The sequence below is a fragment of the Enemella evansiae genome (assembly GCF_004362375.1).
GTDB lineage: Bacteria > Actinomycetota > Actinomycetes > Propionibacteriales > Propionibacteriaceae > Enemella > Enemella evansiae.
The window spans coordinates 437,329-450,677 of the sequence record NZ_SNXA01000009.1 but is presented as its reverse complement, the minus strand read 5'-3'; the positions used below and the strand labels follow the sequence as shown (position 1 = coordinate 450,677).

Below are 13,349 nucleotides of genomic sequence, written 5' to 3'. Positions count from 1 at the left end.
GAAGAGCATCAAGGAGAAATCCTCGCGTTGGTCAGTCGTTGGTACTGAGTTGGCGCGGGGATTTCGACGACTGCGATGAAGAGCGGGGATTGGGTGCGCGGGCGCGAGCCGCAGGAGGAACAGCGGCGAGCGTCGGTAAGCGCACCCCCGCTCTGGAAGAGCATCAAGGAGAAATCCTCGCGTTGGTCAGTCGTTGGTACTGAGTTGGCGCGGGGATTTCGACGACTGCGATGAAGGGCGGGGATTGGGTGCGCGGGCGCGAGCCGCAGGAGGATGTGTGCATTCTGTCGGAGTCCGGTTAGGGTGCCCGCATGGATGCAGCGCAGCAGTTGATCGAGACCGTCGGCGGGGCCTTCTGGACGTGGTTGTTGCTGCCGGTGGTGGTGATCACCGGGCTCTACTTCACGATCCGGACCCAGGTCGTGCAGATCCGGATGTTCCCGGCGATGCTGCGCACCCTGCGCGACCCGGTGCCGAACACCCCGAGCGAGGCGAAGCCGATCTCCTCGTTCCAGGCGTTCTGCGTCTCCGCCGCCTCCCGGGTGGGTGTCGGCAACATCGCCGGCGTCGGCACCGCGATCGCCACCGGCGGGCCCGGTGCGGTCTTCTGGATGTGGCTGATGGCGGTCATCGGTGCCTCTTCGGCGTTCATCGAGTCGACGCTGGCGCAGATCTACAAGCGGGTCGACCCCGACGGGTCGTTCCGTGGCGGACCGGCCTACTACATGCAGTACGGGTTGGGCCGGCGCTGGATGGGCATCCTGTTCGCGATCGTGCTGGTGCTCTGCTTCCCGCTGGCGTTCTCCTCGCTGCAGGCCAACACGATCACCGACGCGATCACCAACACCACCGGTTGGACCGGCAGCTCCGCCAACCTGACCGTCGGCATCGTGCTCGCGGTGCTGACCGCCGCGGTCGTCTTCGGCGGCATGCGCCGGATCGCCAACGTGGCCGACAAGATCGTCCCGATCATGGCGATCCTCTATCTGATCGTCGGCCTGGTGATCGTGGTCATCAACATCCAGAACGTGCCCACGATGATCGGCAGCATCTTCGCCGACGCGTTCACCCCGAACGCCGCCACTGGTGGCGCGATCGGCACGGTGATCCTGATCGGCGTGCAGCGCGGCATGTTCTCCAATGAGGCCGGTCTCGGCTCGGCGCCGAACGCCGGTGCCTCGGCGGCGGTCACCCATCCGGCCAAGCAGGGCTTCGTGCAGAGCCTCGGCGTCTATTTCGACACCCTGGTGGTCTGCAGCATCACCGCCTTCATCATCCTCAGCTCCCGCCCGGATGTGACCAATGCACCGAAGGGCATCACCCTCACCCAGGAGGCGATGGTCAGCGGGCTCGGCTCGTGGGCCGGGGTGCTGTTGACGGTGATCATCTTCCTGCTGGCGTTCAGCTCGATCCTCGGCAACTACTACTACGGCGAATCCAATGTGGGCTTCATGTTCGGCGAGAGCCGGACGGTCCTCGCCAGCTATCGGGTGATCGCGGTGGCCGCCATCCTGGTCGGCTCGCTGCTGTCGGCGCAGCTGGTCTGGAGCACCGCCGACCAGATCATGGGTGTGATGGCCCTGGTCAACCTGATCGCGATCCTGCTGCTGTCCGGGTTGGGGCTGCGGACGCTCAGCGATTACAGCCGGCAGCTCAAGCAGGGCAAGGATCCGGTCTTCGTCGCCTCCGAGGTCGGCGTACCGGGGCACCTGGAGTTCTGGCAGAGCCGCGGTCAGGTGACCGGGGAGCCGGAGGCCGACGCCCCGACCGGCAGCGCGCCGACCGGTCGGAACTAGGCTGGGGCTCGTGCGGATCGCCACCTGGAACGTCAACTCGGTCAAGCAACGCATCCCGCGGCTGCTGCCCTGGCTCGACGAACGCGCACCCGATGTGGTCTGCCTGCAGGAGACCAAGGTGAGCGAGGAGCGGTTCGCCGAACTGCTCGACGAACCGTTGCGCGAGCGCGGTTACGAGTACGCCGCAGCGGGCCAGGCGCAGTGGAACGGTGTCGCCCTGCTGTCCCGGGTCGGGCTCGATGAGGTCGAGGTCGGATTTCCTGGTATGCCGGGGTTTCCCGAGCCCGAGGCACGGGCGATCACCGCGGTCTGCGACGGGGTGCGCGTCACCTCGGTCTATGTGCCCAATGGTCGTGAGGTGGACTCCGAGCACTATCGCTACAAGCTGGACTGGCTGGCGAAGCTGCGGGATTTCGTGGCCGCCGGGCCGGCGTCGCAGTGTGTCTGCGGTGATGTGAACATCGCGCCCGCCGATGCCGACGTCTTCGATCCCGAGGCGTACGCCGGGCACACCCACGTCACCGCCCCGGAGCGGGCCGCGTTGCAGGCGATCGAGGACGCCGGCCTGATCGACGTGGTCCGGCGCCGCTGGCCGGACCAGCGGTTCTTCTCCTACTGGGACTATCGTGCCGGCATGTTCCATCAGGACCTCGGCATGCGGATCGACCTGGTGCTGGCCAGCCCGGCGGTCGCCGACCGGGTGCAGGCTGCCTGGGTGGATCGCCAAGCACGCAAGGGAAAGGCGCCGAGCGACCACGCCCCGGTGATGGTCGACCTGGACACCGCCCCCGACGGAGACATCGGCCCCGTCGTCCCCCCGCCCTCGGCGAAACGCCCTCCCGGAAAGAAGAAGCTCCCGCAGTCGAAGTGACGTTCATCGAGTAGGTCGCGCAGCGACCGTGTCTCTTCACGTTCATCGAGTAGGTCGCGCAGCGACCGTGTCGAGATGAACTCCCGGTCTTTCGCCCGCTCCGCCGCCGAAATCTGCGGCTCGATTTCCAATCGGTGCCCAGATCGGTCGATTCCGCGATCGAGCCGCAAATTTCGCAGGCCGCGCTGAGGGGGCGGGTCCAGCGCCCGAACTCGATGCAGGCACCGACCAGGGAAAGGGGCAGAGAATCATCGAGATGAACCGGTCAGTGATCGTTGTCGCCGAGGGGCCGTTGTCGGATGCGGTGGCGCAGATGCCGTCTTGGTCTCCGGTTGCGGTCCAATCCTTGTGGTGGCACGAACTCCGGCAGTCGGTCGTCGGGGTTGATCCGTACCTCCCAGCGGTTGCCGTTGTGCAGTTGGGTTCTCGACGGTTCCACCAGCGCGTGGTGGTGCGGGCAGAGCAGGACGCCGTTGTCCAGGCTGGTCGGGCCGCCGCACCACCACGGTCTGATGTGGTGCGCGGCGCATCGGCGGGCCGGCTGGTCACAGCCGGGGAAGACGCAGCCCCGATCCCGAGCCACCAGCGCCGCACGGATCGCGCCTTCGAAGAACCGGTGGGTCCGCCCCACATCCAGCGGAACACCGAAACCATCGAGCACCATCGGAATGATCTCCGCATCGCAGGCCAGCAACCGGAGGTGCTGCGCCGACATGGGTCCGGCCGGGGTGTCGATGCACCCGATCCCGCGGCGCAGGGTGTCAAAATCGACGGTCACGTTGACCCGGGCTCGATCGGTGCCGCGGGCGGGTGCGCGGTTGGCATCGGCGTAGGTCTGGACGAGTTCCATGAGCGCGTCGGCGCGGCGCATCGCCCGCGACGGACGACCCCCGCACAACCCACACGAGGGTCCGGGACACAACGACCCACACGGCGGCGGATCGTCGGTGGTGTTCTTCTCCAGCACCGCATCCAGCAGGGCGAGGAGCTTCTCCCCCTCGACGGCCGGAATCCGGCCCTTGATGATGGTGGAACCCATCCCATCGCCGTAGAGGTGCAGTTCTCGGTTGCGGCGCGCGGCGGCTTCCTGCTGCTCCAACCGCCGTTCGAGCAGTGTGTCGGCGTGGTCGGGGTCGACCACCTCGACCAGCCGGTCACCGAGGGCCCGCAGCTCGGATGGACCGAACCGCTGCGCCTGATCCACCATCGTCTGCTGCGCCGCAGTCGCCTGGGAAGCCGGCAACTCCGGTGGAAGGTGTTTCAGGGCGGTGAGGATCGCGGTCGTCTGACGTGGCGACACCCGGGCCTGCGCGAGCCCTTCCCACACCACGGGTGCGTTGACGATCCGGATCGCTTCCCGCAGCACCCCGGAGGCCTCCGGTCCGGAGTAGCCGTGGCGTTCCCGCATCCAGGTCGTGGTGCACACCCCATGCACGTGTTTCGACGCATCAGCCTGGTCGATGCCGGTGAGGGTGCGGGTGGTGTGGGCGTGCAGGCGGGCGGTGATCTGTTCGTTCAACTCGCCCAGGTGGAGGCGTTGTTCGTCGGTGAGGAGCCGATCGTCCATGGTGCGCTGCTGTCCATACCCCCGATCCAACACGAGGGGTCTGACAGTGCTGGTCCGGATTCCCCGTTTGGGAAAGGAATCTGGAAATCTGTGGACAACTTTTTCGGGGGTGGGTTCATCTCGACACGGTCGCTGCGCGACCTACTCGATGAACGTGGGGAGGCACGGTCGCTGTTCGCGTTTCGGGGGTTGACGGGGGCGGAGCCCCGCTGCTGCTGACAGCGAACGGGGGTTGTGGTTGCGAGGGGCGCGTGATGCGCTGCACACATGGACATTCTCGTACTGGGTGGCACCGCCTTTCTCGGGCGGATGATCGCCGAAGAGGCGCTTGCGCGCGGGCATGCGGTGACCTGTCTCGCCCGCGGTTCGACCGAACCCCCACGGGGGAGCCGGTTCGTGCGCGCCGACCGGGAGGAGCCGGACGGTCTCGCCGGCGTACGGGATCAGGTCTGGGACGCCGTCATCGACGTCACCAGGCAACCCGGCCAGGCCCGCCGCGCGGTGACCGAGCTGACCACCCGGCACTGGGTATTCGTCTCCTCGGCCAATGTGTACGCCGAGCTCGGACGGCTCGACCAGCCCGAGGACGCTCCACTGCGGCCACCGCTCACCGAGGACACCATGGCATCGATGGAGCAGTACGGTGAAGCCAAGGTTGCCTGCGAGAATGCCTATCTGGCAACGGATTCCGCGATCATCGTGCGGGCTGGGCTGATCGGCGGTCCGGGGGACTGGTCCGCGCGATCCGGTTACTGGCCGTGGCGGTTCGCACACCCGAGTGGTCCCGACGTCGCCGTGCCCGACGATCCGCAAGCCCCCTGTGCCCTGATCGACGTCCGTGACCTCGCAGCCTGGCTGGTGCACTGTGCCGAACACCGGATCAGCGGCATCCGCAACGCCACCGGCCCCACCATCACCCTGGCCGAGCTGCTCGACACCGCAGCCGAGGTCGCGGGCAGCACGCTACCCCGGTTGCGCGTACCGCCCGATCGGCTCGGCGAGCTCGGGCTGCGGGCCTGGATGGGGCCGGCCTCGTTCCCGCTCTGGGTCGACGACCCGGCCCTGCGCGGCTTCTCCACCCTGGACAGCGATCGAGCCATCGCCGACGGTCTGAAACCTCGCCCGCTCGCCGCGACCCTGGCCGCGGCCCTGGCGTACGAGAACGGCCGCGATCCCGCCGATCGGCCCGCCGGTCTCACCGACGCCGACGAGCTGCGGGTGCGGGGGATGCTGAGCTAGCTGTTCTTCTGCTGCGTGCCGGGGCTTGGCTCCGTCTCGTGGTTCCTCCTCGCTCAGCCGGTGTACGGCGTTCATCTCGACACGCTCGGCATTGCTCCGCTTCGCTGCGCATGCCGAGCTACTCGATGAACGTGCGGTCACTTCGGTGGGAGGGAGCGGCAGTACGCCACCCCGAGGCCCACCCAGCGGTGCAGCTCGGCCTCGGAGTCGACCACCTGTTGCTCGATGTCCAACCAGCCCGGCATCGCCCGGCCCCGCATCACCATCAGCGCGACACCGTCCTGCTCGGTCAGCTCCGCCGAGGTCGCCGGATCGACGCGCACCATCAGCTGCCCGGCGCGATTCGCCGCCGCGGCCATGTGTCCATCGACGAGAAACGCCAGCCCGCCGAACATCCGCTTCTCGCTCACCCCGGACTCGGTGCTCAGCACCGCGCGGATCCGGTCGGCCAGCTCGTCGTCGTAGGTCATGGAGCACAGTATGCGGAATGATGGACCGAACCGACGAGGAGGATCTCATGCCCGATCAGCCCGACACCGAGCACCGCCTCGACCCGATCGCCGTCGTCGGCGCCGGCCAGATGGGCGCCGGCATCGCCGAGGTGCTGGCCCGGGCCGGCAATCAGGTACGCCTGGTCGACGCGCGGCCCGGGGTCGCCGACCAGGTCACCGAACGGCTGGCGATCTCCACACTGCGGCCCGCCGAGATCCTTGCGGAGGCCGTGCTCGGCGCCGGACTGGTCGTCGAGGCGGTCAGCGAGGATCTGCAGGTCAAGGCCGACCTGCTCGGTGAACTGGGCCGGCTCGCCCCGGCGGCGATCATCGCATCGAACTCGTCCACCTTCGGCCCGAGCGAGCTGGCACCGCATGCCGCCGACCCGGCCCGGCTGGTCGTCGCGCACTTCTTCTATCCGGCCACCGTGGTACCGCTGATCGAGCTGGTTCCCAGTGAGCACAGCGATCCCGGCGTTCTCGATGCGGTCCAGGACCTGCTCACCGGAGCCGGCAGGACAGTGGTCCGCCTGCGCCGCGACGTCCCCGGATTCGTCGCGAACCGGTTGCAGGCGGCGCTGCTCCGCGAGGCGATCCACCTGGTCGAAGAGGGGGTTCTCGACGTGGCGGGGATCGATGAGATCGTCACCGCGTCGATCGGGGTGCGCTGGTCGCTGGCCGGGCCGTTCCGGATCAGCGACCTCGGTGGGCTGGATGTCTGGGCCGCGGTCTGCGGGCGGCTCTGGCCCGACCTGGGCACCGACACCGTGCCGACCTGGCTGCAGCAGCGGGTCGCCGCCGGTGAGCTGGGCGCCAAGTCCGGCCGCGGCGCCTACGACCCGGCCGAGCCGGCCGGTGAGGCGTACCTGCGCGGACTGGCGGAGCGGTACGCCGAGTCCGCCGGGCCGGACGGTTCCTGAGTCGAGCGGCGCAGCGGCACCATCCGCCACCAGGTCAGGCAGCGCCACAGCCACTCCAGCGGCCCGTAGGCGAACCAGTGCAGCCAGAGCCGCGATCCGAGGTTCTGCAGCACCAGGATGCCGAGCGCCAGCCAGAGTGCCGATGCCAGGTCGCGGGTCTGGGCGAAGCCGAGCAGCAGCCCGGCCGGTACCGCCAGGCAGGAGGCGGTGACGTAGTTGGTGAACGCCATCCGGCCCAGCGGGTCGAAGGCGGCGCGCAACAGGGCCCGCAGCGGCGTACGCCAGGCCAGCGAGAGCAGCGCGATGTAGAGCAGGGCCAGCACGCCACCGGCAATCCCGCCGGCGTTGCTGAATCGCGGATCACCGGGGTTCGCCCGCTGCCAGGCCAGCGCCGGGATCGCGACCACGGCCAGCGTCGCGGCGGCGATCGCCACCCAGCGGTCGGCACGCTCCAGTCGGGCCGGTACGCCGACGGTCGCGGCACCCGCACCGAGCAGCAGCACCCCGGGGATGGTGAGGATCCCACCGCCGGTGACCGCGTACGCCCCGATGGTGCCGACCGCGCCCAGGCCGAGCAGCACCCACCCCGGTGCCAGCAGCACCACCGGCAGCACGAGCAGGCCGACGGCGGCGTACTCGCGCAGCACCTCACCGGGATAGAGGAACGAGTGCAGCAACCCGAAGCCGAAGAGGGCGACCAGGCGGCGGACCAGCACCGGCCAGGCCTTCACCCCGCGACGCCGGGCCCCATCGCGGACCAGCACCAGGCTGACGCCGAAGAGCAGCATGAAGATCGGCACGAAGCGGGTGCTGACCAGGAAGTGCAGCAGCTGCTGGGTGGTGCTGTAGTCACCGACGGGAGCGGGCGGGGCGTCCACGCCGAGCCGCGTCATGTCGGGGATGTTCACCAGCAGGATGCCGGCGATCGCGAAGCCGCGGAGGGCGTCGAGGAACCCGAATCGGGTGCTGGTGGTTGCGTTCATGAGCAGAACGCTAGGCGGGCGCGCACCGCGGATCGGCCGTTTTCCGGCCCCGGTCGGTCGCCTCGGAACGAAGATCCACCCAGGGGTGGAGGAACCCCTGGGTGGACGCCGTCAGTTCGGTCACCGGGGGCTGTGCGCACCCACCATCAGGGCGGCCAGATCCTCCGGTGCCAGGAAGGACGGGGGCGGCGGCTGACCCCAGCTGTAGAGCCCCTGGGCCCCCTCCATCACCTGCGGGTCCCAGATCTCGTCCTCGGGGATCACGTCGAGATCGGAGTAGTACTCGGAGAAGTTCCCGGCGGGATCCTTGAGATACCAGAAGAAGTTGGACCCGGCATAGTGCCGACCCAGCCCCCAGATGTGCCGCTCCGGGTTGCCCTCCAGCATCGCGGTGGCCCCCCGGCCGACATCGTCGATGTCGTCCACCTGCCAGCTCGAATGATGCAGATAGCTGACCGGGGCGGCGAGCGCCAGGAAGTTGTGGTGGTCGTTGCTGCAGCGCAGGAACGCGCCCTTGTCGCCGATGTAGTCGGAGACCTGGAAACCGAGACCGTCGACCAGGAACCGGGTCGTGGCCTGCAGATCGACGGTGCCCGAGACCACGTGCCCGAGCTTGCGGGGGCGTACCCGATCCTCGCGCACGATGCCCGGCGCGCGGCCGTATCGCTCGATCCGACCCGGCCCGTTGTAGGGGGTCGGCTCGCTCTGCTGGGAGATCCGCTCGGCCACCTTGATCTTCGCGCGGATGTTGGTGACCGGATCGGTCGAGGTCAGCGTCTCGGGATCGGGCCGCTCGTGCTCGAAACCGAGCTTGGTCAGCGCGACCGCGATCCGGTCCAGGTCGTCGGGGTCATCGGCGCGTACGCCGAGTTCGACCAGCCGCCGGCGCGGTTCGGAGACGATGTGCAGCTGCTCGCCACCATCTCTGGTGGAGAAGCGATTCTGCTCACCGCGACCGAGCCCGAACTCCTCGTAGTAGGCGGCCGTCTCCTCGACATTCGGCACGCCCATCACGATGTGGCTGAGGCCGTGCAGACTCATGATCCCTCCTTCTTCAGGGTGCGCACCGGCTTGGCGCCACCCTCACCCGAGGCCACGAACTTCTGCCGCAACTCGCCGATGCCTTCGATGCTGGTCACGAGCTCCTGGCCGGGCTGGATGAACACCTGCGGATCCCGACCCAGACCGACGCCCTCCGGCGTACCGGTGAAGACCAGATCACCCGGATAGAGAGTGATCACACCGGACAGGCCGGCGATCAGCTGCGGAACGGAATAGATGAGATTGCTGGTCCGGCCCTTCTGCATCGTCTGGCCGTCCAGTGTGCACTGCAGTTCGAGATCGTCGCGGTTGGGCAGCTCGTCGACGGTCACCAGCCAGGGGCCGGTCGGCGCGAAGCCGGGGAAGGACTTGCCCATCCCGAACTGCGGGGCGGGAGTGGAGAACTGGCTCGCGCGATCGGAGATGTCCTGACCGACGGTGACCCCGGCGACGTGATCCCAGGCCTCGTCCTCGCTGATCGTGCGGCCCTCGGTGCCGCGGCCGATCACCGCGACCAGCTCGACCTCCCAGTCGGTCTGCCCACCCTCGGGAAGGGCGACGGTGGTGACCGGGCCGCTCAGGCTGGAGACGAACTTCGGGAAGACCGGCGGCAGCGCGACGGGTGAGTCGAAACCCGACTCGGTGGCGTGCTCGGCGTAGTTGATGCCGAAGGCGACGATCTGGGTGGGTGCGGGCGAGGGCGCACCGAGCTGCTCGGGCTGCACCTGCTCACCGTCGCCGACCTGGGCGGTGGCCGCCCAGTCGCTGAACTCCGCCCACACCGGATAGAGATCCGCCGCCGACGGGCCGAATCGGCCGTCGCTGGCCTTCTGCACATCGGTGGCGGTCCCGTCCGGGGCGACCAGGACGGCGCGGCCGTTGAGGTTGGCAATTTTCATCGTGACATCTCTCCCTCTGTGCCGATTCCGGTCGACACCGACCGGACACTTCTCGAGTACATCAGATCCTATTCGCAGATACAAGATATTTTCGAAAGTTTCCGGGATCTGCTGATTCTGGGACCGATTTGATTTAGACTCTCCAGTTGTGACGAGTACCGAGCGGGTCCGCGCCCGAGCCAGCACCGAAGAGGTGCACGACCGATTGCGCGCCGACATCCTGGCCGGAGTCCACCCGCCCGGGAGCCGGCTCAAGTTCGCGCCCCTGGCAGAACGGTACGCCGCCAGCGTCGGGGTGCTGCGGGAGGCCCTGACCCGGCTCTGTGAGCAGCGGCTGGTCACCAGCGAGCCGCGGATCGGGTTCACCGTGGCGGCCCTGTCCGATGAGGACCTGCGCGACCTGACCGCGACCCGGATCGAGATCGAATCGGTGGCGGTACGCCTGGCGGTCGCCAGGGGCAGCGTCGACTGGGAGTCCGCCCTGGTGGCCGCCCATCACCGCCTGGAACGTACGCCGATGCGTTCGGGTGAGCCGGTGCGGGTCTCCGATGAGTGGGAGACCGCGCACGCCGCCTTCCACCGAGCGGTGCTGGCCGGCTGCGGCAGCCCGCGGTTGATGGAGATCACCGACGAGCTGCGGGACAGCGCCGAGCTCTATCGCCGCTGGGCCGGGGTCCAGGACCAGGAGCGCGACGTGCCGGGTGAACACCGGCGGATCCTGGAAGCGGTGCTGGCCCGGGACGCGAAGGCGGCCAGCCGTGCCCTGGCCGAGCACTACGAGGGCACCCTGCAGACGCTGCTCGCCCAGGACCGTCCGGACTCGGCGGCCAGCTGACCCCTCACCCAGTTCCCGAGCGAGGAACGCAGCGACGAGTCGAGGGATCAGCCCCGTTTCCCCGAGAGAGGAGCGCAGCGACGAGTCGAGGGATCACCCTCTCGGCGCGTACATGATCACCCCGACCCCGGCCAGGCAGAACAGGGCGCCGATGATGTCGAACCGGTCCGGGCGGAAGCCGTCCATCGCCATCCCCCACAGCAGCGAACCGATCACGAACACCCCGCCGTAGGCGGCCAGGATGCGGCCGAAGTGGGCATCGGGCTGCAGGGTGGCGATGAATCCGTAGACGCCGAGCACCAGCACCCCGGAACCGATCCAGATCCAACCCCTGTGTTCGCGGATGCCCTGCCAGACCAGCCAGGCGCCGCCGATCTCGGCCAGCGCGGCCAGGGCGAAGAGGATCAGGGAGCGGGCGATGATCATGCGGTCAAGTCTCGCAGTCCTCGCATTTCCAAGGTATAGCGGAGCAGGGGTCTTGCCGCAAGGCCCTGGTGAGGGCGCACAATCGATGCCTCACCGACCAGGAGCCTACTTGTGACCGCTGCCCCCACCCATGTCTTCGATCTGCCGGAACGCCTTGCCCACAAGGCGGATCCGGAACTGACAGCCACCGACGAGCTGCACTTCGCCGCCCTCGGATCCACCCTCGGCACGCTGACCGACGCACTGACCGATCGCCTCCAGGTCGCCCGTGCCGCACCGGCCCGCGGCGGCACGCAGGCCCTGGAGCGGGACCAGGAGGTGCACCGGCTGACCGCCCAGCTGCGGTTGCTGCAGCGTTACGGCCTGGACCTCTGCCTGGGCCGGATGACCGCCGCCGACAGCACGGTGACCTACGTCGGTCGGCTCGGGATGCGCGACCGTGACGGGGCTGTGTTGCTCGTCGACTGGCGTACGCCGGCCGCGGAGCCGTTCTTCGCCGCGACGCACGCCGATCCGATGGGTCTGCTCAGCCGCCGTCGGTACCGCTGGTCCGGGGGCCGGATCGCCGACTTCTGGGACGAGGTGTTCACCGCGGAGGGGTTGCGCACCGATGCCGCCCTGGATGACCAGTCCGCCTTCGTGGCAAGCCTTTCCGGGCCCCGTTCGGAGCGGATGCGGGACGTGCTGGCGACCATCCAGTCCGACCAGGACGCGATCATCCGAGCGAGCTCGCGCGGGGCGCTGGTGGTCGACGGCGGACCCGGTACCGGCAAGACCGTGGTCGCCCTGCATCGCACCGCCTTCCTGCTCTACAGCGACCCGCGGCTCGGCCACCGCCGCGGTGGCGTGCTGTTCATCGGCCCCTCGATTCCCTATCTGGACTACGTTTCCGACGTCCTGCCGAGTCTGGGTGAGGAGGGAGTGCTGACCTGCACGCTGCGCGAACTGGTCCCCGAAGGGGGCGCGGCGGTGCCGGAGCAGGATCCGGAGGTCGCGCGGTGGAAGTCCGAGGCGCGGATGGTGGACGCGGTCGAACCGGCCGTCGCGCTGTACGAGGAGCCACCCGGTGAACCGATCGAGGTGGAGACGCCGATCGGCGCTGTCTCGATCAGTCGCCGGGACTGGGTGGATGTGTTCGCCGCGGTGGAACCGGGCACCCCGCACAATGAGGCCCGGGCGCAGCTGTGGTCCGCACTCGGCGAGCTCGCGGCGGACCAGCTGGCGGACGAGTTGGCGGAGGCGGAGGTCGATGCGGCGCGGTTGCCGGCGCTGCTGCGCGCCGACGAGGAGTTGGCCGAGATGGTACGGACCGCCTGGCCGTTGTTGGAGCCCACCGACCTGATCGCCGACCTGTGGTCGGTACCGGCCTATCTGCGGCGCTGCGCTCCGTGGTTGTCGGCCGACCAGATCGCCGGATTGCAGCGCGCCGAGGCGTACGCCTGGACCGATGCCGACCTGCCCCTGCTCGATGCCGCCCGTCGCCGGCTCGGTGACCCGCGGGCCGCCGCCCGATTGCGCCGGCGGGAGGCGGCGCAGGCAGCCGCACGGGCCGAGATGGATGAGGTGATCCAGCACCTGATCGCCAGCGACCCGACCGAGATGCAGGTGATGTCGATGCTGCGGGGCCAGGACCTGCGGGGCGCCCTGGATGACGACGAGGTGGTCGCCGAGGACGCACCGGATCGGCTCGCTGGGCCCTTCGCCCACGTCGTCGTCGACGAGGCCCAGGAGCTGACCGATGCGCAGTGGCAGCTGGTGCTCGCCCGATGCCCCTCGCGCAGTCTGACCATCGTCGGGGATCGGGCGCAGGCACGGCACGGTTTCAGCGAGAGCTGGGTCGAACGGCTCACCCGGATCGGCCTCGACCAGATCACCGTCGATTCGCTGACGGTCAACTACCGCACGCCCGAGGCGGTGATGGCCGAGGCCGAGCCGGTGATCCGGGCGGCCGTGCCGGATGCGAATGTGCCCACATCCATCCGCGACAACGGATTGCCGGTGGTGCACGGCGCGGTGGCCGATCGGGATCGCATCCTCGCCGACTGGCTGGCCGCCCACGATGACGGAATCGCCTGCGTGATCGGCGATCCCAGCCATCCGGGTGCGGACCGGGTGCGGTCACTCACCCCGGCGACGGCGAAGGGTCTGGAGTTCGACCTGGTCGTGCTCATCCGTCCCGGTGACTTCGGCGACGGTGCGCAGGGCGCGGTCGACCGATATGTGGCGATGACCCGTGCCACCGGGCAGCTGGTCATCCTGGAGTGACTCCCCCGGTGGTTTC

General features: G+C 68.9%; 12 protein-coding genes. 6 read left to right on the top strand and 6 right to left on the bottom strand.

Going from position 1 to position 13,349, the window contains the following annotated elements; all coding sequences use genetic code 11:
* Positions 1-311: 311 nt before the first annotated feature.
* Both C8D81_RS10195 and C8D81_RS10190 read left to right on the top strand, forming a co-directional pair.
* On the top strand, positions 312-1,796 hold the full coding sequence (locus C8D81_RS10195; protein ID WP_094355286.1) for an alanine/glycine:cation symporter family protein: 1,485 nt from the start codon (positions 312-314) through the stop codon (positions 1,794-1,796).
* A 10-nt stretch (positions 1,797-1,806) separates the two neighbouring features.
* Complete coding sequence (locus tag C8D81_RS10190; protein ID WP_133626004.1) at positions 1,807-2,667, top strand: exodeoxyribonuclease III; 861 nt, start codon at positions 1,807-1,809, stop codon at positions 2,665-2,667.
* Positions 2,668-2,932: 265 nt separating this feature from the next.
* Here C8D81_RS10190 and C8D81_RS10185 read toward each other — a convergent pair whose 3' ends face one another.
* Positions 2,933-4,234, bottom strand: a complete 1,302-nt coding sequence (locus tag C8D81_RS10185) for an HNH endonuclease signature motif containing protein (RefSeq protein ID WP_133626003.1) — start codon at positions 4,232-4,234, stop codon at positions 2,933-2,935.
* Positions 4,235-4,501: 267 nt separating this feature from the next.
* On the opposite strand from C8D81_RS10185, the gene C8D81_RS10180 reads away from it, so the two are divergent.
* A complete protein-coding gene (locus C8D81_RS10180; RefSeq protein ID WP_133626002.1) occupies positions 4,502-5,473 on the top strand; it encodes an NAD-dependent epimerase/dehydratase family protein in 972 nt (323 codons plus the stop codon).
* 137 nt (positions 5,474-5,610) lie between these two features.
* Here the strand turns inward: C8D81_RS10180 and C8D81_RS10175 are convergent, their stop codons facing one another.
* Positions 5,611-5,943: a TfoX/Sxy family protein gene (locus C8D81_RS10175; protein WP_094405867.1), complete on the bottom strand. Its 333-nt coding sequence runs from the start codon at positions 5,941-5,943 to the stop codon at positions 5,611-5,613.
* 47 nt (positions 5,944-5,990) lie between these two features.
* On the opposite strand from C8D81_RS10175, the gene C8D81_RS10170 reads away from it, so the two are divergent.
* Complete coding sequence (locus tag C8D81_RS10170; protein ID WP_166646758.1) at positions 5,991-6,884, top strand: 3-hydroxyacyl-CoA dehydrogenase family protein; 894 nt, start codon at positions 5,991-5,993, stop codon at positions 6,882-6,884.
* On the opposite strand, the gene C8D81_RS10165 is transcribed toward C8D81_RS10170, so the two are convergent.
* The 3 genes from C8D81_RS10165 to C8D81_RS10155 form a co-directional block, all read right to left on the bottom strand.
* The gene (locus C8D81_RS10165; RefSeq protein WP_094405869.1) at positions 6,797-7,867 is read right to left on the bottom strand and encodes a DUF418 domain-containing protein; all 1,071 of its coding nucleotides are present in this window, start codon (positions 7,865-7,867) and stop codon (positions 6,797-6,799) included. The two genes, C8D81_RS10170 and C8D81_RS10165, sit on opposite strands and share 88 nt — an antisense overlap.
* Positions 7,868-7,987: 120 nt before the next feature.
* Entirely contained in the window at positions 7,988-8,908 is a 921-nt protein-coding gene (locus C8D81_RS10160) for a VOC family protein (RefSeq protein WP_094405870.1), read from the bottom strand.
* Positions 8,905-9,807, bottom strand: a complete 903-nt coding sequence (locus C8D81_RS10155; RefSeq protein WP_094405871.1) for a fumarylacetoacetate hydrolase family protein — start codon at positions 9,805-9,807, stop codon at positions 8,905-8,907. Before C8D81_RS10155 ends, C8D81_RS10160 begins: the two co-directional genes overlap by 4 nt.
* Positions 9,808-9,955: 148 nt before the next feature.
* Between C8D81_RS10155 and C8D81_RS10150 the strand changes: the two genes are divergently transcribed.
* Entirely contained in the window at positions 9,956-10,642 is a 687-nt protein-coding gene (locus tag C8D81_RS10150) for a GntR family transcriptional regulator (RefSeq protein WP_208109211.1), read from the top strand.
* 93 nt (positions 10,643-10,735) lie between these two features.
* Here the strand turns inward: C8D81_RS10150 and C8D81_RS10145 are convergent, their stop codons facing one another.
* Positions 10,736-11,068, bottom strand: a complete 333-nt coding sequence (locus C8D81_RS10145) for a YnfA family protein (protein ID WP_094405872.1) — start codon at positions 11,066-11,068, stop codon at positions 10,736-10,738.
* A 111-nt stretch (positions 11,069-11,179) separates the two neighbouring features.
* Here C8D81_RS10145 and helR point away from each other — a divergent pair, with 111 nt between their 5' ends.
* Entirely contained in the window at positions 11,180-13,333 is a 2,154-nt protein-coding gene (helR, locus tag C8D81_RS10140) for an RNA polymerase recycling motor ATPase HelR (protein ID WP_094405873.1), read from the top strand.
* The last annotated feature ends 16 nt before the right edge of the window (positions 13,334-13,349 follow it).

What these genes read in the sequence shown, in the direction of transcription:
- C8D81_RS10195 (WP_094355286.1), top strand. Translation starts at nt 312, where the DNA reads ATGGATGCAGCGCAGCAGTTGATCGAGACCGTCGGCGGGGCCTTCTGG.
- C8D81_RS10185 (WP_133626003.1), bottom strand. Translation starts at nt 4,234, where the DNA reads ATGGACGATCGGCTCCTCACCGACGAACAACGCCTCCACCTGGGCGAG.
- C8D81_RS10180 (WP_133626002.1), top strand. Translation starts at nt 4,502, where the DNA reads ATGGACATTCTCGTACTGGGTGGCACCGCCTTTCTCGGGCGGATGATC.
- C8D81_RS10175 (WP_094405867.1), bottom strand. Translation starts at nt 5,943, where the DNA reads ATGACCTACGACGACGAGCTGGCCGACCGGATCCGCGCGGTGCTGAGC.
- C8D81_RS10170 (WP_166646758.1), top strand. Translation starts at nt 5,991, where the DNA reads ATGCCCGATCAGCCCGACACCGAGCACCGCCTCGACCCGATCGCCGTC.
- C8D81_RS10165 (WP_094405869.1), bottom strand. Translation starts at nt 7,867, where the DNA reads ATGAACGCAACCACCAGCACCCGATTCGGGTTCCTCGACGCCCTCCGC.
- C8D81_RS10160 (WP_094405870.1), bottom strand. Translation starts at nt 8,908, where the DNA reads ATGAGTCTGCACGGCCTCAGCCACATCGTGATGGGCGTGCCGAATGTC.
- C8D81_RS10155 (WP_094405871.1), bottom strand. Translation starts at nt 9,807, where the DNA reads ATGAAAATTGCCAACCTCAACGGCCGCGCCGTCCTGGTCGCCCCGGAC.
- C8D81_RS10145 (WP_094405872.1), bottom strand. Translation starts at nt 11,068, where the DNA reads ATGATCATCGCCCGCTCCCTGATCCTCTTCGCCCTGGCCGCGCTGGCC.